This is a genomic window from Hephaestia sp. MAHUQ-44, from assembly GCF_023806085.1.
In the GTDB taxonomy this organism is placed as follows: domain Bacteria; phylum Pseudomonadota; class Alphaproteobacteria; order Sphingomonadales; family Sphingomonadaceae; genus Sphingomonas.
The window spans coordinates 315,598-336,899 of record NZ_JAMSLX010000002.1; the positions used below are offsets into that span (position 1 = coordinate 315,598).

Genomic DNA, 21,302 nt, shown 5'->3' on the forward strand with positions numbered 1-21,302 from the left:
CAACGAATCGGCATCCGCCGCAACATACCGGATGTTCGAACATTCGGAGGCCGGGATGAAGCGCTACCTCAACCAGTATATCGATGGCGCCTGGGTGGAAAGCGATGGCGGCACCCGGCATCAGGTCATCAACCCCGCCACCGAACAGCCGTGCACCGAAATCACCTTCGGCACGGCGGCCGATGTCGACAAAGCGGTTGCTGCCGCGCGGCGTGCTTTCGAGCGCTTTTCGCAGACCAGCGTCGATGAGCGGGTGGCGCTGCTCGAGGCGATCATCGCCGAATATAAGAACCGCAGCCAGGACATCGCGGAGGCGATTGCGATGGAGATGGGCTGCCCGATCTCGATGGCGGCAACCGCGCAGGTCGGCTCGGGGATCGGCCATCTGATGGCGGCGATCGCGGCGCTCAAGGCGTTCCGGTTCGAGGAACGGATCGGCGCCAACCGGGTGGTGCACGAGCCGATCGGCGTCGTCGCGCTGATCACGCCGTGGAACTGGCCGATGAACCAGGTGCTCGCCAAGGTTGCCCCCGCGCTCGCGGCGGGCAACACGATGATCCTCAAGCCGTCCGAAGAAGCGCCGGGATCGGCCGCGATCTTCGCTGAGGTGATGGCGAAGGCGGGCGTGCCGGCGGGGGTGTTCAACCTGATTCAGGGCGACGGGCCCGGCGTCGGCACCGCGCTCAGCACGCATCCCGGCATCGATATGGTGAGCTTTACGGGCTCGACCCGCGCCGGGATACAGGTGGCGAAGAACGCCGCCGATACCGTCAAGCGCGTCCATCAGGAACTGGGCGGCAAGGCGCCGAACGTGATCCTCGAAGGTGCGCCGCTCGACAAGGCGATCCCCGCCGGGTTGATGGGGGTGCTGATCAATTCGGGCCAGAGCTGCATCGCGCCGACACGAATGCTCGTCCACAAGAGCCAGCATGACGCGGCGGTCGCGATCGCCAGACAGGTGATGGAGGCGACCCAAACCGGCGACCCGATGACCGAAGGCCGCCATATCGGCCCGCTCGTCAACAAGGCGCAGTGGGACAAGGTGCAAGGGCTGATCGCCGACGGCATCGACGAAGGCGCGACGCTGGAGGCGGGCGGGCCCGGCCGCCCCGATGGCGTCGCGACGGGCTATTTCGTCAAGCCGACGCTGTTCTCGAACGTCCGCAACGACATGAAAATCGCGCGCGAGGAGATTTTCGGGCCGGTGGTCACGATCATCCCCTATGAGGATGATGAAGATGCGATCCGCATCGCCAACGACACCAATTACGGGCTGTCGGCGGTGGTGTCGGGCGATCCGGCCAAGGCGAAGGCGTTCGTGCCGCGGCTGCGCGCGGGGATGGTCTATGTCAACGCGGGCAATCCCGATCCCAGCCTGCCGTTCGGCGGCTACAAGCAATCGGGCAACGGGCGTGAATACGGCAAATACGGGCTGGCCGAATTCATGGAGGTCAAATCGGTGATCGGGGATCTGGGATAATCAGACCACCGGCCAGAAGAACATGATCAGCGGCGTGCCGAAGACGATGACGAGCAGCGACAGCGGCGCGCCGAGCCGGGCGTAATCCTGGAATTTGTAGCCGCCCGGCCCCCAGACGAGCGTGTTGCACTGGTGCCCGATCGGGGTGAGGAAATCGCACCCCGCGCCGACCGCGGTCGCCATCAGGAAGGCATCGGGGTGATAGCCCAGATCGCGGGCGAACACCGCCGCGATCGGCGCCATCACGAGCACGGTGGCGGCGTTGTTGAGGAACGGCGTCACCGCCATCGCTGCGGTCAGGATCATCGCCACCGCCCCCCAGGGCGGCAGCCCAGATGCGGTTTGCGACAGCCAGATCGCGATCACGTCGGAAGCGCCGGTGGTGCGCAGGCTTTCGCTCACCGGGATCAGCGCGCCGAGCATGATCAGGATCGGCCATTCGACGTGCTCATAAGCCTCGCGCACCGGCAGCGCGCCGGTGGCGATGACCAGCCCGGCAGCGGCGAAGAACGCAACCGCCACCGGCACCAGCCCGGTGGCAGTGGCGGCCATCGCCGCGCCGAGGATGACCACCGCGAGCAACCCCTTGCGCTTGCTGCCCAGCCGCAGCGTGCGCTCGGCGAGCGGTAGCGCGCCCAGATCGCGGAGCTTTTCCGGCATTTCGTCAAGCGCGCCCTGAAGGACGACGACATCGCCCGCGCGCAGCACGATATTGCCGAGGCTTTTCACCAGCCGCTCGCCGCGCCGCGACACCGCGATCAGATTGATCCCGTAGCGCTCCTGTAACCGAAGCCGCCCGGCGGACTGGCCGATCAGCGAGGATTCGGTGTTGATCACCGCCTCGATCACGCGGATCTCGCTGCTCTTCTTGTCGTCCTTCTTCTTCTTTTTGTCGCGGTTCTGGCCGGTCAGCGCGAGCTTGTCGCGCGAGATGACACGTTCGAGCACGTCGGGGTCGCCGCCGAGGATGAGCGTGTCGCGCGCGCGCAGCACGGTATCGGCCAGCGGCACGCTGCGCATCCCGGCGCGCAGAATGCTCGTTACGGTGATGTCGTGATCGTGGCGTTTGACGAACGCGGCGATCGTCTCGTCGATCGCGGGCGAGCCCTCGGCCAGCGTCGCCTCGGTGACATAGGCATGGACGTCGAGCGCCTCGCCCATCGTCGGGGCCGCACGCCGATCCTTGGGCAGCAGATGGTAGCCGAAGCGCAGAAAGACGAGCCCCATCAGCAGCAGGCACAGCCCGACGGGGGTGTAATCGAACATGCCGAAGGGCTTGCCGATCATATCCTCGCGCACGCGGCTGACGATGATGTTGGGCGAGGTGCCGACCAGCGTCATCAGCCCGCCAAGCAGCGCCGCGAACGACATCGGCATCAGAAAGGCCGAGGGCGGGGTTTTGTTCTTCTTCGCCATCTGGAACGCGGCGGGCATCAGCATCGCCAGCGCGCCGACATTCTTGACCAGCGCGGACGCGAACCCGACCGAGGCGGTGAGCACGACGAGTTGCGTGCTCACGCGCTTCACGCGGCGCGAGATGAAGCCCTGCGCGGTTTCGACCACCCCCGAGCGCTGCACCGCGCCGGAGAGCACCAGCGCCGAACCGACGATGATGACCAGATCGTCGGAAAAGCCCGTGAACGCCTCTTCAGGCGAGACGATGCCGAGCGCGAGCGCCGCGAGAAGCGCCAGGATCGCAACCACATCGTACCGGAATCGGCCCCAGATGAACATCGCCATCATCGCTGCAAGCGTGGCGACGGAAAGGATCTGGGGCAGCGTCATTCGGCCTCGCGGATGGAGAAGGGTGCTGGCGTAACCAACGATTGCCACCCTGTTTCCATCGCGCGCGTCGCGCAAGCGGGGACTGATGCGGCGCGGCGATTTGCTGTGCCGTCGCCGCGCGGCCTGTCACCCGGTCAGCGGCACACCACCTGACGGTTATTCTGGTCGATCGCGCGGCCTGCCAGCGCCCCCGCCGCGCCGCCCAGGAGCGTGCCGACGATCCGTGAATGGCCGCCGTCGATGACGTTGCCGAACAGGCCGCCGGCCGCACCGCCGACGATCAACCCGGTCGTGCCGTCGTTGCGTTTGCAATAATAACGCCCGTCCTCACCGGCATAGACGCGGTCGTCGGGGGCGAGCACGCGCTCACCATATTGCGGCCCCGAACGGTAGTAACGCGAGGGATCGTAGCCGTTTTCGTTGCGATCATATGCGTCGGCGCGATTGTCGTCGTAGGACGGGTAGGGGACGCGCGCGCCGCCGCGATCGTAATAGCCATTGCTGCGATCACGCTCCTGCGCGGCGCGATAGCGATCGAACGCGGCCTGGAATTGCGCGAGTTCGGCCTGAAAGCGCGACTGCGCCTCGGCGAAGCGCGCCTGTTCCTCGATCGATTGCGCCGCGGCGGGCAGCGCGGTGGTGGCCGCGATCGCGGCGGCAGCGAGAAGGAGCGGCTTGAACATCGGGCTATCCTTTTTTGCAGGCGGGATTGCCGGGGGAATAGGCGTGGCTGTAACAACGGAGGCTGAACGACATGGGGATCGACGCGGGCCGTGACCGGCGCAAGGCAACGCAGCGCCGGCGGCTACAGGCGCAGGCGATAGCCGACGCCGGGTTCGTTGCGGATGATCGACAGATGAGTGGCGGTTTCCTCGAGCTTCTTGCGGACGCCACGTGCCGCCACGCGCAGATAATCGACGTCTTTTTCATGCCCCGCGCCCCAGATCGTGCGCAGCAGATGGCTGTGGGTGACGACCCGGCCGGGATGGCTGGCGAGCGCGGCGAGAAAAGCGAATTCCTTTGGTGTCAGGTGGATTTCTACGCCGTCCTTGCGCACCAGCCGCGCGTCGAGATCGATCGTAACGTCGCCGATCTGGACGACCGGGGCGTCGGTGGCGGCCGAGAGCCGGTGGCGCAGCGCGGTGCGGACGCGCGCGAGCACTTCCTCGGTATCGAACGGCTTGGTGACATAATCGTCGGCGCCAAGATCGAGCGCGGTCACCTTTTGCTCGGTGGCGTCGCGCGCCGAGACGACGATCACCGCAATTCCCGCGCGCGCGATCAACGGCACGAGTTCGAGCCCGTCGCGATCGGGCAGGCCGAGATCGAGCAGCGCGGCATCGGGCTTGTCGATCTGGATCGCGTTCAGCGCTTCGCGCGCGTTGCCTGCCGCGATCACGCGATAGCCCGCCCGCGTCAGCGCGGTGGCGAGCAGCTTGCGGATCGCGGGCTCGTCATCGACGATCAGCAGGCGCGGTTCCTTCGTCATGCGCTGTCGCTGCTTTTGCGGATGCGGTCTTCGGGGAAGCGGATCGAAAAGCTCGCGCCCGATCGATCGCCGCGGTTCGCCGCGCTCACGCTCAATCCCATCGCCTCGGCGAAATCCTTGACGATGGCGAGGCCGAGCCCGGTGCCGCCGGTGCGATCGCTGCCCTCGATCCGCGCGAAGGTGCCGAAGATGCGTTCGGTTTCATGCGCGGGCAGGCCGGGGCCCTGATCGATCACGCTCAGCACCAGCCCGTCGTGGCGGCGCCGCGCGGTGATCCGGATCGGCCCCTTGGGGTCGCCGTATTTCGCCGCGTTTTCGAGCAGGTTGATCAGGCAATGGTGGAACAGTTGCGGATCGACCATGACGAAGGGCAGGTCGGGGGCGATGTCGAGTTCGATCGGGTGGCCGGCGATGACGCGGCGCAGATCGTGCGCCGCCGCCCCGACCGCCTCGACCAGATCGACCGGTTCGAGCGACTGATGCAGCGTCCCGGTCTCGACCCGCACCATATCGAGCAGATTGGCGACGAAGCGGTGGAGCCGCTCGGCTTCGGCGCGCGCGTCTGCCAATTGCTCGGCCTGACGATCCGAGGCGGGCGCGATCTCGGCAAGCATCCCGAGGATCGTCGTCAGCGGGGTCCGCAGATCGTGGCTGACCGACGACAGCAGGGCCGCGCGAAGCTGGTCGCGCTGCTTGAGCTGGACGATCGTCGCCATCTCGGCCTCGAGTTCGATCCGTTCGAGCGCGAGCGCGGCCTGATCGAGCAGGCTGAGCAGCAGCGGCAGCCGATCGGATCGGATCACCTCGGCATCGGGCCGCGCGAGCCCGACGACGCCGAGCACGCGCCCGCCCGCCGCGAGCGGATGGAACAGCCATTGCGACGCCGCCAGCGTTTCCGATCCGCGCCCGGCGGGTTTGTTGTTCTCGAACGTCCAGCGCGCGGCAGCCTGATCGATCGCCTCGAGCGCGTCTTCGGGCGGGAAGGCGGCCACCAGCGCCAGCTCGCTTTGCTCGGGGAGCAGGAACACCGCATTGGCGTCGAGCAGGCGGCCCAACTCTGCGCAGAGCACTTGCCCGAGCGCGTCGCGCTTGCTGACCCCGGTCAGCAGCCGCGCGAAGCCGGCAAGCGAGCTGTTCTGCGCCGCGCTGCGTTGCGCGAGCAGCGCCTGATCGCGCACGCGCGCGGCGAACTGGCTGCTGACCACGGCGACGACGAGCAGCACCAGCACCGTCAGGATGTTCTGCGGGTCCTGGATCGTGAAGGTGCGGGTCGGGGGGATGAAGAAGAAATTATAGGTGAGCGACGAGACCAGCCCGGTGACGACGCCGGTGCGCAGGCCATAGCGCGTCGCGACGAACATCACGGGCAGCAGGTAAAGCAGCCCGATATTGGTGATGTTGCCGGTCGAAAACAGCGCGGCGCCGATCGCGGTGACGCCCAGCGTGAGCGCGAGCGCGACGAGATACCCTGTCGGCTTGCCCCAGCCGCGCCCGACGCGCGTGGCGTCGGCGCCATGCGATCGCGCCTCCTCGGTCAGCGGCAGGACATGGACGGCGACGCCGGGCACGTCGCGCACCAGTCGGTCGACCACCGAGCCGTGGCGCAGCTCGAACCAGCGCGAGCGGGTCGATTTGCCGACGATAAGCTGGGTCGCGCGGGCGTCGACGGTGAAATTCTTGAGCCCCTCGATCACGGTTTCGGCCGCGACCGAGGCGACCTGCCCGCCGAGCTGGCTGGCGAGGTGCAGCGCGGCGGTGACGCGCGCGCGATCGGTGTCGCCGAAGCGCAAGGCGCGCGGGGTCTCGATATGCACCGCGGTCCATGGCGCACCCAGCGCATCGGCGAGCCGCTTGGCCGCGCGCACCAGCGTCGCGCCGCCCGCCAGTTCGCTCACCGCGACGACGATCCGCTCGCCCCCCGCCCAGGTGCCCGCGAGCGCGTGCGCGCGCAGATAATCCAGCATCTGCGCATCGACGGTCTGCGCCGCCCGCCGCAACGCCAGTTCGCGCAGCGCCGACAGGTTCGATTTGGAAAAGAAGTGGGTGAGCGCTCGGCTCGCCTCGTGCGGGATATAGACCTTGCCGTCGCGCAGCCGCTCGATCAGTTCGTCGGGCGGGATATCGACCACCTCGATATCGGCATTTTCGAGCACGCGATCGGGCAGCGTCTCGCGTACGCGGACCTTGGTGAACGACTCGACGACATCGTTCAGGCTTTCGAGGTGCTGGATGTTGACGGTCGAATAGACGTGGATGCCCGCCGCCAGCAGTTCCTCGACATCCTGATAGCGTTTGTCGTGGCGGCTGCCGGGCGCATTGGTGTGCGCCAGTTCGTCGACCAGCACGAGTTGCGGTTGCCGCGCGAGGATCGCGTCGAGATCCATCTCGGCCAGGTCGCGGCCCTGATAGGCGATCCGCGCGCGCGGGATGACCGTGAAGCCATGCGTCAGCGCCTCGGTTTCGGCACGGCCGTGGGTTTCGACCACGCCGATCACCACATCGATCCCGGCGTCGCGGCGCGCGGCGCCCTGACGCAGCATTTCATAGGTTTTGCCGACACCGGGGGCGGCGCCGAGGAACAGTTTCAGGCGGCCGCGATGCTCTTGCGCGGCGGCCCGCAGCAGGGCGTCGGGATCGGGATCGGATGCGGCGCTCACTCGGTTGCTTTTGCCTCTTTCGAGGCCATGCTGTCGAGCGCGCGATTGAGCAGCAGCACGTTGACGCGCGGTTCGCCGAGCAGGCCGAACAGCCGCCGCTCGACATGATCGTTGACCAGCGTGCGTAGCTGCCCGGCCGGAAGGCCACGCGCCATCGCGACACGGTTCACCTGAAACAAGGCCGCCTCGGGGCTGATGTGCGGATCGAGCCCCGAGGCGGAAGTCGTCACCAGATCGGCGGGAACCGATGCTTGCGGTGAGTGCGGTAGATTTGCGAGATCGGCAGCGACGCGCTCGGCGAGCGCCTTGCTGGTCGGGCCAAGGTTCGATCCCGACGACGCGGCGGCGTCATAGCCTTGGCCCGCCGCCGACGGCCGGCCGTGGAAATAGCGCGGCGCGGCGAAGACCTGCCCGATCAGCGCCGATCCGATCACGCGATCGCCGTCGCGGATCAGGCTGCCATTGGCCTGCGCCGGGAAAGCGATTTGGCCGATCGCGGTCAACAATGCCGGGTACGCCAGCCCGAGCAACGCGGCGAACAGCAGCGTCATGACGATCGCGGGGCGCAGCGCGGTGGTGAGATGCGTGGCCATATACATGCTCCTCAGGCGAGATGGAGGCCGGTGATGGCGAGATCGATCAGCTTGATGCCGACGAACGGCGCGAGAATACCGCCGAGGCCGTAGATCGAGAGGTTGCGTGCGAGCAGCCGCCCCGCGCCGACCGGGCGATAGCGCACCCCCCTGAGCGCGAGCGGCACGAGGCAGGGTATGATCAGCGCGTTGAAGATGATCGCCGACAGGATCGCCGAGCGCGGGCTGGCGAGCCCCATCACATTGAGCACCCCGAGGCCCGGATAGAGGATGACGAAAATCGCCGGGATGATCGCGAAATATTTGGCGATATCGTTGGCGATCGAGAAAGTGGTGAGCGCGCCGCGGGTCATCAGCAATTGCTTGCCGAGCCCGACGATCTCGATCAGCTTGGTGGGGTCGCTGTCGAGATCGACCATGTTGCCCGCCTCGCGCGCGGCCTGCGTGCCGGTGTTCATCGCCACGCCGACATCGGCCTGGGCGAGCGCGGGCGCGTCGTTGGTGCCGTCGCCGCACATCGCGATCAGCCTGCCGCCCTGCTGTTCGCGGCGGATCAGCGCGAGTTTGTCCTCGGGCGTCGCCTCGGCAAGGAAATCGTCGACCCCGGCCTCGGCGGCGATCGACGCGGCGGTCAGCGGGTTGTCGCCGGTGATCATCACCGTGCGGATGCCCATCCGGCGCAGCTCGGCGAAGCGCTCGCGCACGCCGGGTTTGACCACGTCCTTGAGCGCGATGACGCCGAGCAACCGGCCGTCGCGCGCCACCGCGAGCGGGGTCATCCCCGATCGCGCGATCTGATCGGCGATCCGGCGGAGTTCGGTGGCCGTCGCCGTCTCGACACTGGCCGGGTTTGCGCGCAGCACCGCGTCGACCGCGCCCTTCTGGATCAGCGTCGCGCCGATCCGAACCCCCGACAGCCGGGTCTGCGCGGTGAAGGCGATGATCTCGGCATCGTCGGGCAGCTTGTGGGGGATAATGCCGTGCGCCTGCTGGGCAAGCACGACGATCGAGCGGCCTTCGGGGGTGTCGTCGGCGAGGCTGGCGCGCAGCGCGGCGTTGGCAAGACGATCGCGATCGACGCCTGCGAGCGGGTGAAACGCACTCGCCTGCCGGTCGCCGACAGTGATCGTGCCGGTCTTGTCGAGCAGCAGCATGTCGACATCGCCCGCCGCCTCCACCGCGCGACCTGATTTGGCCATGACGTTGAAGCGCACCAGCCGGTCCATCCCCGCGATGCCGATTGCCGACAGCAAGGCCGCGATCGTCGTCGGGATCAGCGTGACGAGCAGTGCGGCGAGTTCGCTGACCGGGATCGTCCCCCCGGCATAAGCGGCAAAGCCGGGGATCGTCGCGACCACGATCAGGAAGATGATCGTCAGCCCGACGAGCAGGATGGTGAGCGCGATCTCATTGGGGGTCTTTTGCCGTTCGGCGCCTTCGACCAGCGCGATCATGCGATCGAGAAAGCCCTGACCGGGTTCCTGCGTGACGCGGATCGTGAGGCGATCGGAAAGCACGCGCGTGCCCGCGGTCACCGCCGAGCGATCGCCGCCCGCTTCACGGATGACGGGTGCGCTTTCGCCGGTGATCGCGGCTTCGTTGACCGAGGCGACGCCCTCGATCACCTCGCCGTCGGCCGGGATCAGATCGCCGGCTTCGACCAGAACCATCGCGTTCTTCTGGAGGCGCGCGGCCGCGATCACTTCGAACCCATCACCCCTGGGTGCCAACAATTTGGCGGTGAGGTCGGTCTTGGTGGCGCGCAATGCCGCCGCCTGCGCACGGCCCCGGCCCTCGGCGAGCGCCTCGGCGAAGGTGCCGAACAGCACCGTCAGCCACAGCCAGATAATGAGCTGGATCTGAAACCCGAGCGCCACGCCTTCGTCGCCGAGCACCAGCAGCACCGTGAGCAGCAACGCGACGACGGCGGTGGTGAACAGCACCGGGTTTGTCACCAGCAGGCGCGGATCGAGCTTGCCGACCGCATCGCGGATCGCGAGCAGGACGAGGTCGGTGGAGAAGATCGCGGGGGTGGTCGTCATGGCGGCGCCCTTAGAAAAGCTGGCCGTTGAGCATCGCGAGGTGATCGGCGACGGGGCCGAGCGCGAGGCTGGGAAGGAAGGTCAGCCCGCCGAGGATCAGGATGATCCCGATCAGCAGCCCGACCCACAGCGGCCCGGTGGTGGGGAACGAGCCCGCGGTTTCGGGGACGACCTTCTTGGCGGCGAGTGAGCCGGCGATGGCCAGCACCGGCACGATCACGAAGAACCGCCCGATCCACATCGCGACGCCCAGCAGGCCGTTGTAAAAGGGTGTGCTTGCGCTGAGCCCGGCAAAGGCGGAGCCGTTATTGCCGGTCGCCGAACTGAACGCATAGAGGATCTCGGAAAAGCCGTGCGGCCCCTTGTTCAATGGCCCCGCCAGCCCCTGCGGCAGCACCGACGCCAGCGCCGTCAGCCCGAGGATGGACAAGGGCAGCACCGCGATCGCCAGCACCGCGAGCTTGACCTCGCGCGCCTCGATCTTCTTGCCGACATATTCGGGGGTGCGCCCGACCATCAGCCCGGCGACGAACACCGCGAGGATGGCGAACAGCAGGAAGCCGTAGATCCCGGCACCGACGCCGCCGATGACGATCTCGCCGAGTTGCATGTTGAACAGCGGGATCATCCCGCCCAATGCGGTGAAGCTGTCGTGCATCGCATTGACCGCGCCGCACGATGCCGCCGTCGTTACCACCGCAAAGATCGCGCTGGCAACAATGCCGAAGCGGACCTCCTTGCCCTCCATATTGCCGCCGGCGAGGCCGAGGCCGTGGAGGACCGGGTTGCCCGCGGCTTCCTGCCAATAGACGATGGTGATGCCCGCGATCAGCAGCGTCGTCATCGCCGCAAGGATCGCCCAGCCTTGCCGCGTGTTGCCGACCGCCTTGCCGAACGTCCAGGTGAGCCCCGCACCGATCACGAGGATCGACACCATCTGCACGATATTGGTGAGCGCGCCAGGGTTCTCGAACGGGTGCGCCGAATTGGCGTTGAAGAAGCCGCCGCCATTGGTGCCGAGCAGCTTGATCGCTTCCTGTCCGGCGACGGGGCCGAGCACGATCGTCTGCTTCGCGCCCTCCAGCGTCGTCGCGTCGATCGCGGCGGCGAAGGTCTGGGGGACGCCACTGGCGATCAGGAACAGCGCATAAACGAGGCAGAGCGGCACCAGCAGGTAGAGCGTCACGCGCGTGATATCGGCCCAGAAATTGCCGATCCCGCTAGCCTCGCGTCGCGCGAAACCGCGGAACAGCGCGAAGGCGATCGCGATCCCGGTCGCGGCCGACAGAAAATTATGGATCGTGAGCCCCAGCATCTGGCTGAGGTTGGAAAGCGTGGCCTCGCCCGCATACCATTGCCAGTTGGTGTTGGTGGTGAAGCTGATCGCGGTGTTGAACGCGCCGTCGGCCCTCACCGCTGGCAGGCCGCGCGGATCGAGCGGCAGCACCGCCTGCAGTCGCAGGATGGCATAGGTGAACAGCAGCCCGGCAAGCTGGAACACGAGCATGTGCGCGGCGTAAACGCGCCAGCTCTGCTCGCGATCGGGATCGACCCCGGCGAGGCGGTAGAAACCGCGCTCGACCGGGCCGAGCAGGCGGTACAGCGGCGTCCGCCGCCCCTCGTACAGCGCGAACAGCCACAGCCCCATCGGCCTGGCGAGCGCGATCACGATGGCGATGAACAGGGCGATCGTCGCCCAGCCCTGAACGGTCATGGCGGCGCCTTCTAGAAACGTTCGGGCCGCACCAGCACGGCCACGAGATAGATGAGGAGCGCGAGCACGGTGAACCCGGCGAGCAGGAGGTGGAGTGTCATGCGCCCGCTCAGGCTTTGTCGCACAAGTGGAGATAGCCGAGCGTCAGCACGAACAGGCCGGCGAGCGCGCCAAGCCACAGCACATCGGTCACAATGAAATCCCCTTGTTGATCGGGTCGATCTGGCCGTCGCGGCCAGGTATTTCGACGAGCTGGAACAGCTTTTGCCCTTCGGCGAGCGCGACCCACCCACCTGCCCAGCACAAGACCGCGAGCATTGCCGCAGCGAGGTCGCGCAGGTCGGCCGGCTGCGACGGCGCGTGCTGGACGGCGGTGTAGAGCCACCAGACCGCGGCCGCACACAACCCGAGCAAGCCGCAGCCAAGCGTGCGGATCGCGAGATCGGCCGCAAGCCATCGCTGCCCCGATCGGAGACGCTGTAAGGCGGCATACACGGTCGATGTCCCATGCCGGTAACGGAGGTTATGTGGCGCGGCAGGGGATTAAGGTTCCACGGGAAAACTCCCGTGTTCCATAAGGATTCCATAAAGATCATGGGGATCGCGGGGCGAATTGCGATTAAATTTCGCGTCGATGGAATAAAAGCCGGGGCTGCATCGTATTAGGACCATGGCGTTTCGCACCAAGCATAATCCGATCGAGCATATCCCGGCGATGCGGCGCTATGCGCGCGCGCTCAGCCGCGATGTGGATGCGGCGGACGATATCGTCCAGGATGCGTTGCTTTCGGCCTATGATCGCGCCGAGACGTTTCGCACCGATGGCTCGCTGAAGGGCTGGCTGCTGGCGATCGTCCGCAACCGCTTTCTCGACGCGACCCGGCGCGCGAAGGCCGACCACGAGCGGCATGAGCGGCTTGCGCTGCTGGCGGCGGATCACGAACGGGCAGCGCAGGAACATCAGGCCTATCTCGCGCAGGTGCTCGCGCGGTTCGAGGCATTGCCCGAGACCCAGCGCGAGACGCTGCATCTGATCAGCGTCGAAGGGCTCAGTTATCGCGATGCGGCGGCGGTGCTCGACGTGCCGGTGGGAACGGTGATGTCGCGCCTCAGCCGCGCGCGCGCCGCGTTGCGGTCGCTCGAATCGGACGCCGAGGGCGGGGCGGTTCGCGCATTGCGTGTGGTGGGAGGCAAGGATGACGTCTGACGCGGTGTCCGAACTGGAAATCCACGCCTATATCGACGACGAACTCGAACCCGTGCGCCGTATGGCAGTCGAGGAGTATCTGGCGCGCGACGGTGCGGCGGCTGCCCGTGTGATGGCGGATCTGCGGCTGCGCAGCGCCCTGGGGCTTGCACTGCACGACGATCGCCCGTTGGGGCCGACGATGGTGACGAGCGCCGAGCGGTTGCGCCAGCGCATCGCGCGGCGCCGGTGGCGATGGCGGGGTGTCGTCGGCCTGGCGAGCGCGGCGGCTGTTGCCGCGTTTCTGATTCCATCGGTGTTGCAGGACGACGTGCCCGCTTATGTCGGCGATGCGGTGATGTCGCACCGGATCGGGCTGATGCGCGCGGCGATGCCGTCGCAGGTCGAGAATGCGCATTTCGATGCCCATGAGGTGATGCGCTCGACCAATATCCGGATGCCGGTTCTGCCCGACGGGTGGCAGATTACCGACGTGCAATTGTTTCCCGCCGATTCCGGCCCGGCGCTCCAGATCATGATCCGAACCGATGCCGCGCGGGTCGTCTCGATGTTCGCGCAGCGCAGCGGGCGCGACGAGGCGACGGAACCGGTCGCGATCCAGCGCGGCGACGATGCCGTCGCCTATTGGAACCGCGATGGCGTGGGCTATGCGTTGGTCGGCGCCGAGCCGGCAGCCGAGATCGACCGCGCCGCCGACGATCTCGCCGACAATATACTGGCCTGATCATGGTTCCGGTTTTGCGCTTTTCCGGCGACATCGCCGTGGGTTCGTCATGGACCTGATCTTCCAGCATCTTGCCGCTTTCGTGGAGAACCACCGGATGTGGGCCGGGCCGGTGCTCGGGCTGATTGCCTTTGGCGAATCGCTGGCGATCGTCGGGCTGTTCGTGCCCGCGACGGCGCTGATGCTGATGATCGGCGGGCTGATCGGCAGCGGGCTGATCGATCCGCTGCCGGTGTTGCTGTGGTCGGTCGCCGGATCGGTGCTGGGCGATGCCATGTCCTATGCGCTCGGCCGATGGTCGGGCCGGCGGCTCTATTACCGTTCGCCGCTGCGCAAGCATCGGGCGATGGTGGCCCGCGCGCGGCTGTTCTTCCGCAAATACGGTTTCTGGTCGGTGCTGGTCGGGCGGTTTCTGGGGCCGATCCGGTCGACCATTCCGCTGGTCGCGGGGGTGATGCGGATGCCGCAGCGGCCTTTCCAACTGGCCAATGTCGTCTCGGCGCTGGTCTGGGTACCGGTCATGCTGGCGCCCGGCTATTTTACCGCGCGCAAGATTGACGGGCTCGATCAATTGTCCGGCTGGCAGTGGACGCTGGCGGCCGGCGTGATCGTGTTGTTGTGTCTGGTCGGCCCGCTGGCGGGGATTCGGATGCTGACCGCGCGCCTCGAAAGGCCGGTGCGCAAGCCGGCGCGCGTTGAAGCGCAATGACGGTGTTTGCCGCCACGCGGGCCCGAGCCGAGCATGATCCTGCTCCCTCGCAACCCCTTCGCGCGCCGGAAGCGCCACTGCGCGTCGCGCTGTTTTCGGGCAATTACAATTGTGTGCGCGATGGCGCCAACCAGGCGCTCAACCGGTTGGTGGGCTATCTGACCGATACGGCGGGCGCGCAGGTGAGGGTCTATTCGCCGACGATCGCCAATCCCGCTTTCACGGCGACCGGAACGCTGGTGTCGGTGCCGTCGATCGCGATTCCGGGACGCCCGGAATATCGCCTGGCACTGGGGTTGCCCAAGGCGATCCGCCACGACATCAGGCGGTTCCAGCCCGATATCGTCCATCTCTCGGCGCCTGATTTGCTCGGACGAGCGGCACAGCGTTTTGCGCGGACGCTGGCGGTGCCGGTGGTGACCAGCCTGCACACGCGCTTCGAGACCTATTTCGAACATTATCGGCTGGGCTTTCTGAAGCCCTATGCCGAGGCGTATCTGCGCCGATTCTACGCGGCCAGCGACCGGATATTGGTGCCCAATCAGGCGATTGCGGCGGAGTTTCGCGCGCAGGGGCTGGATCACGTCAGTCCATGGGGGCGGGGCGTGGACAGGGCGGTGTTTCACCCGTCCAATCGCGATCCCGAATGGCGGCGGCGGCGCGGCTATGCCGATGACGATATTGTCGTGCTGTTCTTCGGCCGCCTCGTTCGCGAGAAGGGGCTCGATATCTTTGCCGAGATCGTCGAGGCGGCGCGCGCGCGCGGGCACAGGCTGCGGCCGATGATCGTGGGCGACGGCCCGGCGCGGGACCTGTTCGCGCACTGGCTGCCCGACGCCGATTTTCTCGGCCACCTGTCTGGTGCCGCATTGGGACGCGCGGTCGCCAGCGCGGACATCCTGATCAACCCCAGCATCACCGAGGCGTTCGGCAACGTCACGCTCGAAGCGATGGCGGCCGGGCTGGCGATCGTCGCCGCGGATGTGCCCAGCGCCTGCTCGTTGATCGATCCGGGCGAGAATGGCCTGCTCGTGCCGCCCATCGACGTCGATGGCTATGTCGCGGCGGTGGAGCGGCTGATCCTGTCTCCGGAATGTCGCCGCGCCCTGGGTGGAGCGGCGAGCGAGGCCGCGAACCGTTTTTCCTGGGATGATGTGTCGCGCGACGTGCTGAGCGCCTATCGCGCCAGCCTGCGCGCGCCGCCCCGTTCAGGCGAACACGTGGCGTAGCGCGGCAACCGGCAAAGCGGTAAGGCGCGCCGCATGACGGTGACAGGCTTCCCGCGGCGGGCTTTCCAGACGATGGCGCTCGGCCTGTCGGTGTTGCTCGCCGGTTGCGCGGCGCTGCCGCAGCCTCGCCTGACACCTGTCGATCGCGCAACGGGGCCGAGGATCGTCGCTACGAACGGTGGCGGGCATAGCACCACCCTCACGGTGCTGACCTTCAATATCGAGGGGCTGGCCTGGCCGGCGCGCAGGGGGCGGGCGCCGTCGCTGCACCGGATCAGCGCGATACTCCGCGATATGGCGGCACAGGGCCATGCGCCCGATATCGTCCTGATCCAGGAAATGTTCAGCCCCGCCGCCACCCGCGCGGTGGAAAATATGCCTTACGCCAACGCCGTTTTCGGCCCGTCGCGGACGCAGAAACCGGCGCGGCCCAGCACGGGCCGGATGAGAGGGCCCTTTGTCTGGGGCAAAGGCGAAATCGGCATTCACCTGGCGTCGAGCGGCCTCGCCATCCTCAGCCGCTATCCGATCGTGGCCAGCGGCTCGGAGGCTTTCGGCGGGCGTCGCTGCGCCGGGATCGATTGCCTGAGCAACAAGGGGGTGCTGCACGCCCGCATTCATATCCCCGGCGTGCCCGAGGCGATCGACCTGTTCAACACGCATATGAATTCGCAAGCGGCCTCGGGGGTTTCACGCAAGCGCCATAGCGCGGCGCATCAGCTTCAGACCGACGTGCTGAGCGATTTTATCGACGGGGTCGCGCTCAACGATACCCCGCTGATCCTCGGCGGCGACTTCAACATGCGCCACGACCAACTGCGTTTCCTGCGTTTCCGCGCAAGCCAGCCGCTGGCGCTCGTCCATCAATATTGTGTCGACCGGCCCGCGACCTGCGATGTGCGGATGTCATGGGACGGCGACGAACCGTGGATGGATACGCAGGATCTGCAATTGTTCGATTCGGGGGCGAGCGTGACGGTCACCCCGGTGAAGGTCGAATCGCGGTTCGACGGATCGCCGGGCAGCCCGCGTCTTTCCGATCATGACGGGTTTCTGGTCACCTACCGGCTGAGCTGGGATTAACCGGTCGCGCTGGTCTCCAGCGCCCCGCCGCCCAGGGCGACGTAGAGCGAGACGAGATTGTCGAGTTCGCTGCGGCGGACCCGGATCAGCGCCTGTTCGGCGGCGAACAGGTTGCGCTCGGCATCGAGCACTTCGAGATAATTGACGACCCCCTCGCGGTATCGCGTGCGGGCGAGGAAGGCGATCTGGCGCTGGGCCTCGGTCTCGCGCATCTGCGACGCCACCTGATTGGCGAGCCAGCGCCGCCCCGCGAGCGCATTGGCGACGTCGCGGAACGCCTGTTGCAGCGTGCCTTCATAATCGGCGATCGCGATATCCTCGCGCGCTTCGGCGACGGTGAGATTGCCGGTGCGGCGGCCGCCGTCGAAGATCGGCAGGCTGATGGTCGGGCCGAAGCCCCAGCTCAAGCCGTCGTTGCCGACCAGATTGTCCAGCGCGGTGGAAGCGAAACCGAGGTTGCCGGTCAGCGAAATGCTGGGGAAGAAGGCGGCGCGCGCTGCCCCGATATTGGCCCGCGCGGCGCGCAGCCGTTCCTCGGCGGCGAGAATGTCGGGCCGGGTGACCATCAGTTCGGACGGCAGGCCGGCGGCGATCACCGCGCCGCTTTTCTGTTCGGCCAGCGGCAGCGCGGGCGGCAGCGCGGCCGGCAGCGACCCGCCGGTCAACACCGCAAGGCTGTTTTCGTTCTGCGCCTTGGCGAGCCGGAGCCCCGCCAATTCGGTCTCGGCCTGCGTCAGCAGCGATTCCGACTGACGGAAATCGAGCGCCGAGGTGACGCCGGCTTCGAGCCGCCGCCGCGCGATGCGCAGGCCTTCCTGGCGGCTGCGCACCGTCGCTTCGGCCAGCGCGATGCGTTCGTCGGCCTCGCGCGCCGCGAAATAGGCCGAGGCGACGTCGCGGATCAGGACGAGGCGGAAGGCGCGCTGGGCCTGGATCGTCTCCAGATATCGCGCCCGCGCGGCGTCCGAGAGGTTCTTCACCCGGCCCCAGAAATCGAGCTCGAACCCGGTAACGCCGACGCCGATCGCATAACGCGTGTCGGTGACCGAGCCGGCGCCGGGGATGCCGGTGGCGCCGCCGGGGGTGCGGCTGCGCGTGACATCGCCGGATGCGCCCAATGTCGGCAGGCGATCGGCGTCGGTGATACGGTTGAGCCCGCGCGCTTCCTCGATCCGGGCGACGGCGATCGCGAGATCGCGGTTATGCTCCAGCGCGGTTGCGACGAGTTGCTGGAGTTGCTGGTCGGCGAAGAAATCGCGCCAGCCGATGTCGACCGCGCGCTGGCCGAGCGTCACGTCGCCGGCAAAGGCGGCGGGATAGCCGGTCGCGGTGGGCAGATCGGGGCGCACATGCGGCGGCGCCATCTGGCAGCCCGCGAGCAGGCCGGCGAGGGTGAGAACGAACGCCTTACGCATGGACGGGCTCCGGGTCGTCGTGGTGCCGTTCTTCACCGGGCGCGGGTGGACGCTTGCTGCTGAGCCAGCGCCGCACCGAGAGGTAGAAAACGGGGATGAAGAAGATGCCGAGCAACGTTGCGGCAAGCATGCCGCCGACAACGCCGGTGCCGACCGCGATCCGGCTGGCCGCCCCGGCGCCGCTGGCGACGAACAGCGGCACCATGCCGCCGATGAAGGCGAGCGACGTCATGATGATCGGGCGCAGGCGCAGCTTCACGGCCTCGAGCGTTGCATCGAGCGGCGATTTGCCCTCGGCTTCCTGTTCGATCGCGAATTCGACGATCAGGATCGCGTTCTTGGCGGCAAGCCCGATGATGGTGATCAGTCCGACGTTGAAATAGACGTCGGCCGATAGCCCGCGCATCATCGTGAACAGGATCGACCCGAGCACGCCCAATGGCACGACGAGCAGCACCGATACCGGGATCGCCCAGCTTTCGTACAGCGCCGCCAGCAGCAGGAAGACGACGAGGAACGACAGCCCGAGCAACATGCCGATCTGGCCGCCCGACTGCTTCTCCTCGAACGAGATGCCGGTCCATTCATAGGCGAAGCCCGCGGGCAGATCGGCGGCGAGCCGTTCCATTTCGGCCATCGCCTCGCCGGTCGAGCGGCCGGGGGCGGCCATGCCGGAAATGGTGGTGGCCGGATAGCCGTTGTAGCGCTGGAGCTGTTGCGGGCCCGAGGTCCATTCGACCTGGGTGAACGAGCCGAACGGCACCATCTCGCCCGCCGCGTTGCGGACCTTGAGCGCGAGCACGTCCGCCGGTGTCATGCGATGCGGCGCGTCGGCCTGGAGCATGACACGCAGCACACGGCCGTCGTGGGTGAAGTCGTTGGCGTAAGCGCTGCCGAACGCGATCGCGAGCGTGCCGTTGACGTCGCCGATCGACAGGCCGAGCGCGCGCGCCTTGATCCGATCGATCATCACGCGAAGCTGCGGGGCATCTTCCTGCGCTTCGGGGCGAACGCCGACGAGCAAGGCGCTCTGGCTGGCGGCACCGAGCAACTGGTTGCGCGCGGCGAGCAACGCCGCCGTGCCGTTGCCGCCGACATCCTCGAGCTTGAAGGTGAAGCCGCTGGCGGTGCCGAGTTCTTGGATCGCGGGGGGATTGAGCGCGAAGACCATCGCTTCCTTGATCTGGCTGAACGTCCCCATCGCCTTGCCGACCAAAGTGATTGAGCTGTTCTCGGCGCCGGGGCGCTGCTTCCAGGGCGTCAGCGTGGTGAACGAGATCGCGTTGGCCTGCCCCTGACCGAAGAAGCTGAAGCCGCGCACGACGAACACATTCTCGACGACATTCTCCTCACGGTAGAAGGCCTTCACTTGCGCGATGGCTTCCTCGGTCCGCGCCCGCGTCGCGCCCGGCGGGGCCTGGATCGCGGTGATGACGGTGCCCTGATCTTCCACGGGCAGGAAACCGCCGGGCAGGCGGGTGAAGAGGATCATCGTCAGCACGAGCATCGCCGCGAACACGCCGAGCCAGCGCAGCGGGGTGGAGAGCATCCCGCCGACCAGCCCCTGATAACGGTTGGTCGTCCGCCCGAACCAGTTGTTGAACCCGCCGAAGAAGCGCCCGGTGTGGCGGGTGAACCAGTTCGGCTGGCGCTCATCCTCGGGAACGTGCGGCTTGAGGAAGGTCGCGCAGAGCGCTGGGGTCAGCGTCAGCGCGAGCAGCGCCGAAAAGCCGATCGACACGATCAGCGTGACCGAGAATTGCTTGTAGATGGCGCCGGTCGAGCCGGGGAAGAAGGCCATCGGCACAAACACCGCCATCAGAACGAGCGTGATGCCGACGATGGCGGAGGTGATCTGGCGCATCGCCTTCACGGTCGCGTGATAGGGCGAGAGTCCCTCCTCGACCATGATCCGTTCGACATTCTCGATCACGACGATCGCATCGTCGACGAGAATGCCGATCGCGAGCACCATCGCGAATAGTGTCAGCACGTTGATCGAAAAGCCAAACAGCCACAGGCCGAGACACGCGCCGGCGAGCGCGATCGGCACGACGATCGACGGGATCAGCGTCGCGCGCCAGTTCTGGAGGAACAGGAACATGACGAGGAAGACGAGCACCATCGCCTCGATCAGCGTCTTGACGACCGCCGAGATCGAGGCGTCGATGAACAGCGTGGTGTCGTAGGGAACCGACCAGCTCACGTCCTGCGGGAAGGTGGTGGCGAGCTGCGTCAGCCGCGCCTTGACGCCTTCCGCGGTGGCGAGCGCATTGGCGCCCGGCGTCATCTGGATCGCGACGCCGGCGACGGGCTTTCCGTTGAGTTCCGAATCGAACAGATAGGTCTGCGCACCGAGTTCGACCCGCGCGACATCGCCCAGCGTGACCGCCGAGCCGTCGGGGTTGGCGCGCAGGATGATCTTGGCGAATTGCTCGGGGTTGGTGAACCGGCTCTGCGTCAGGATCGTCGCGTTGAGTTCGGTACCGCCGGCCACCGGCAGGTCGCCGAGCTGACCACCGGGGCTCTGGCTGTTCTGTTCCTGCACGGCGGCGAGGGCCTCGGCCGCGGACAGGCGATAATTGGCGAGTTTTTGCGGATCGAGCCACACGCGCATCGCGTAAGGCGAGGCGAAGACCTGCACGTTGCCGACGCCTTCGACGCGCCGCAATTCGTCGACGATCCGCGCGTTGGCGAAATTGCCCAGCTCGAACTGCCCGGTTTCACCGGATTTCGATCCGATCGCGACGAGCATCAGGAAGCCGGCATTGGCCTCCTGCACCGGAATGCCCTGACGCCGCACCTCTTCGGGCAGGCGCTGTTCGACCAGCGTCAGCCGATTCTGGACGTCCATCTGGGCCTTGTCGATATCGGTGCCGGTCTTGAAGGTGACCGTGATTTCCGCCGAGCCGTTCGAATTGCTCGTCGACGACATGTAGAGCAGGCCCTCGATGCCGTTGAGTTCCTGCTCGATGACCTGCGTGACGTTCTGTTCGAGCGTCGCGGCATCGGCGCCCGGATAGGTGGCGCGGATGGTGAGCGACGGCGGCGCGACGGTCGGATATTGCTCGATCGGCAGCGCCTGCAGCGTCAGCACGCCGGCCAGCGAGATGCACAAGGCAACGACCCAGGCGAAGATCGGCCGGTCGATGAAGAAGCGGGGGCTCATGATCGG

At 67.0% G+C, this 21,302-nt stretch carries 17 protein-coding genes; 6 read left to right on the plus strand and 11 right to left on the minus strand.

Features of this window, described 5'->3' with window-relative positions; translation table 11 throughout:
• Positions 1-55 precede the first annotated feature (55 nt).
• Positions 56-1,480: an aldehyde dehydrogenase family protein gene (locus tag NFE57_RS03650; protein WP_252134286.1), complete on the plus strand. Its 1,425-nt coding sequence runs from the start codon at positions 56-58 to the stop codon at positions 1,478-1,480.
• Here the strand turns inward: NFE57_RS03650 and NFE57_RS03655 are convergent, their stop codons facing one another.
• The 9 genes from NFE57_RS03655 to NFE57_RS03695 all read right to left on the minus strand — a co-directional run bounded on the left by NFE57_RS03655 (position 1,481) and on the right by NFE57_RS03695 (position 12,255).
• Positions 1,481-3,265 carry an SLC13 family permease gene (locus NFE57_RS03655; protein ID WP_252134204.1) on the minus strand — a complete coding sequence of 595 codons (1,785 nt, stop codon included), beginning with the start codon at positions 3,263-3,265 and terminating at the stop codon, positions 1,481-1,483.
• Between the two features lie 134 nt (positions 3,266-3,399).
• Entirely contained in the window at positions 3,400-3,948 is a 549-nt protein-coding gene (locus tag NFE57_RS03660) for a glycine zipper 2TM domain-containing protein (RefSeq protein ID WP_252134205.1), read from the minus strand.
• Between the two features lie 122 nt (positions 3,949-4,070).
• Positions 4,071-4,754, minus strand: coding sequence for a response regulator transcription factor (locus NFE57_RS03665; RefSeq protein WP_252134206.1), 684 nt, complete (start codon positions 4,752-4,754; stop codon positions 4,071-4,073).
• Positions 4,751-7,411 carry a DUF4118 domain-containing protein gene (locus tag NFE57_RS03670; protein WP_252134207.1) on the minus strand — a complete coding sequence of 887 codons (2,661 nt, stop codon included), beginning with the start codon at positions 7,409-7,411 and terminating at the stop codon, positions 4,751-4,753. The genes NFE57_RS03665 and NFE57_RS03670 overlap by 4 nt, the downstream gene beginning before the upstream one ends.
• On the minus strand, positions 7,408-8,004 hold the full coding sequence (gene kdpC, locus NFE57_RS03675) for a potassium-transporting ATPase subunit KdpC (protein WP_252134208.1): 597 nt from the start codon (positions 8,002-8,004) through the stop codon (positions 7,408-7,410). The genes NFE57_RS03670 and kdpC overlap by 4 nt, the downstream gene beginning before the upstream one ends.
• A gap of 11 nt (positions 8,005-8,015) precedes the next feature.
• Positions 8,016-10,046 (minus strand): potassium-transporting ATPase subunit KdpB, encoded by a 2,031-nt coding sequence (gene kdpB, locus NFE57_RS03680; RefSeq protein WP_252134209.1) that lies wholly within the window; start codon positions 10,044-10,046, stop codon positions 8,016-8,018.
• Between the two features lie 10 nt (positions 10,047-10,056).
• Positions 10,057-11,760 carry a potassium-transporting ATPase subunit KdpA gene (gene kdpA / locus NFE57_RS03685; RefSeq protein ID WP_252134210.1) on the minus strand — a complete coding sequence of 568 codons (1,704 nt, stop codon included), beginning with the start codon at positions 11,758-11,760 and terminating at the stop codon, positions 10,057-10,059.
• Between the two features lie 11 nt (positions 11,761-11,771).
• Positions 11,772-11,861, minus strand: a complete 90-nt coding sequence (locus NFE57_RS03690; RefSeq protein WP_252134211.1) for a potassium-transporting ATPase subunit F — start codon at positions 11,859-11,861, stop codon at positions 11,772-11,774.
• Between the two features lie 88 nt (positions 11,862-11,949).
• On the minus strand, positions 11,950-12,255 hold the full coding sequence (locus NFE57_RS03695; protein WP_252134212.1) for a hypothetical protein: 306 nt from the start codon (positions 12,253-12,255) through the stop codon (positions 11,950-11,952).
• 175 nt (positions 12,256-12,430) lie between these two features.
• Between NFE57_RS03695 and NFE57_RS03700 the strand changes: the two genes are divergently transcribed.
• Genes NFE57_RS03700 through NFE57_RS03720 form a run of 5 tightly spaced genes read left to right on the plus strand, consistent with a single transcriptional unit; the run spans position 12,431 to position 16,712 of the window.
• Positions 12,431-12,967, plus strand: coding sequence for a sigma-70 family RNA polymerase sigma factor (locus NFE57_RS03700; protein ID WP_252134213.1), 537 nt, complete (start codon positions 12,431-12,433; stop codon positions 12,965-12,967).
• Positions 12,957-13,691, plus strand: coding sequence for an anti-sigma factor family protein (locus NFE57_RS03705; protein ID WP_252134214.1), 735 nt, complete (start codon positions 12,957-12,959; stop codon positions 13,689-13,691). Before NFE57_RS03700 ends, NFE57_RS03705 begins: the two co-directional genes overlap by 11 nt.
• A gap of 49 nt (positions 13,692-13,740) precedes the next feature.
• Positions 13,741-14,400, plus strand: coding sequence for a DedA family protein (locus NFE57_RS03710; RefSeq protein ID WP_252134215.1), 660 nt, complete (start codon positions 13,741-13,743; stop codon positions 14,398-14,400).
• On the plus strand, positions 14,397-15,629 hold the full coding sequence (locus tag NFE57_RS03715; protein WP_252134216.1) for a glycosyltransferase family 4 protein: 1,233 nt from the start codon (positions 14,397-14,399) through the stop codon (positions 15,627-15,629). Before NFE57_RS03710 ends, NFE57_RS03715 begins: the two co-directional genes overlap by 4 nt.
• A 33-nt stretch (positions 15,630-15,662) precedes the next feature.
• On the plus strand, positions 15,663-16,712 hold the full coding sequence (locus NFE57_RS03720; RefSeq protein WP_252134217.1) for an endonuclease/exonuclease/phosphatase family protein: 1,050 nt from the start codon (positions 15,663-15,665) through the stop codon (positions 16,710-16,712).
• On the opposite strand, the gene NFE57_RS03725 is transcribed toward NFE57_RS03720, so the two are convergent.
• Positions 16,709-18,127: an efflux transporter outer membrane subunit gene (locus tag NFE57_RS03725; protein WP_252134218.1), complete on the minus strand. Its 1,419-nt coding sequence runs from the start codon at positions 18,125-18,127 to the stop codon at positions 16,709-16,711. The genes NFE57_RS03720 and NFE57_RS03725 overlap by 4 nt on opposite strands.
• Complete coding sequence (locus NFE57_RS03730) at positions 18,120-21,296, minus strand: multidrug efflux RND transporter permease subunit (protein WP_252134219.1); 3,177 nt, start codon at positions 21,294-21,296, stop codon at positions 18,120-18,122. Before NFE57_RS03730 ends, NFE57_RS03725 begins: the two co-directional genes overlap by 8 nt.
• Positions 21,297-21,302 lie beyond the last annotated feature (6 nt).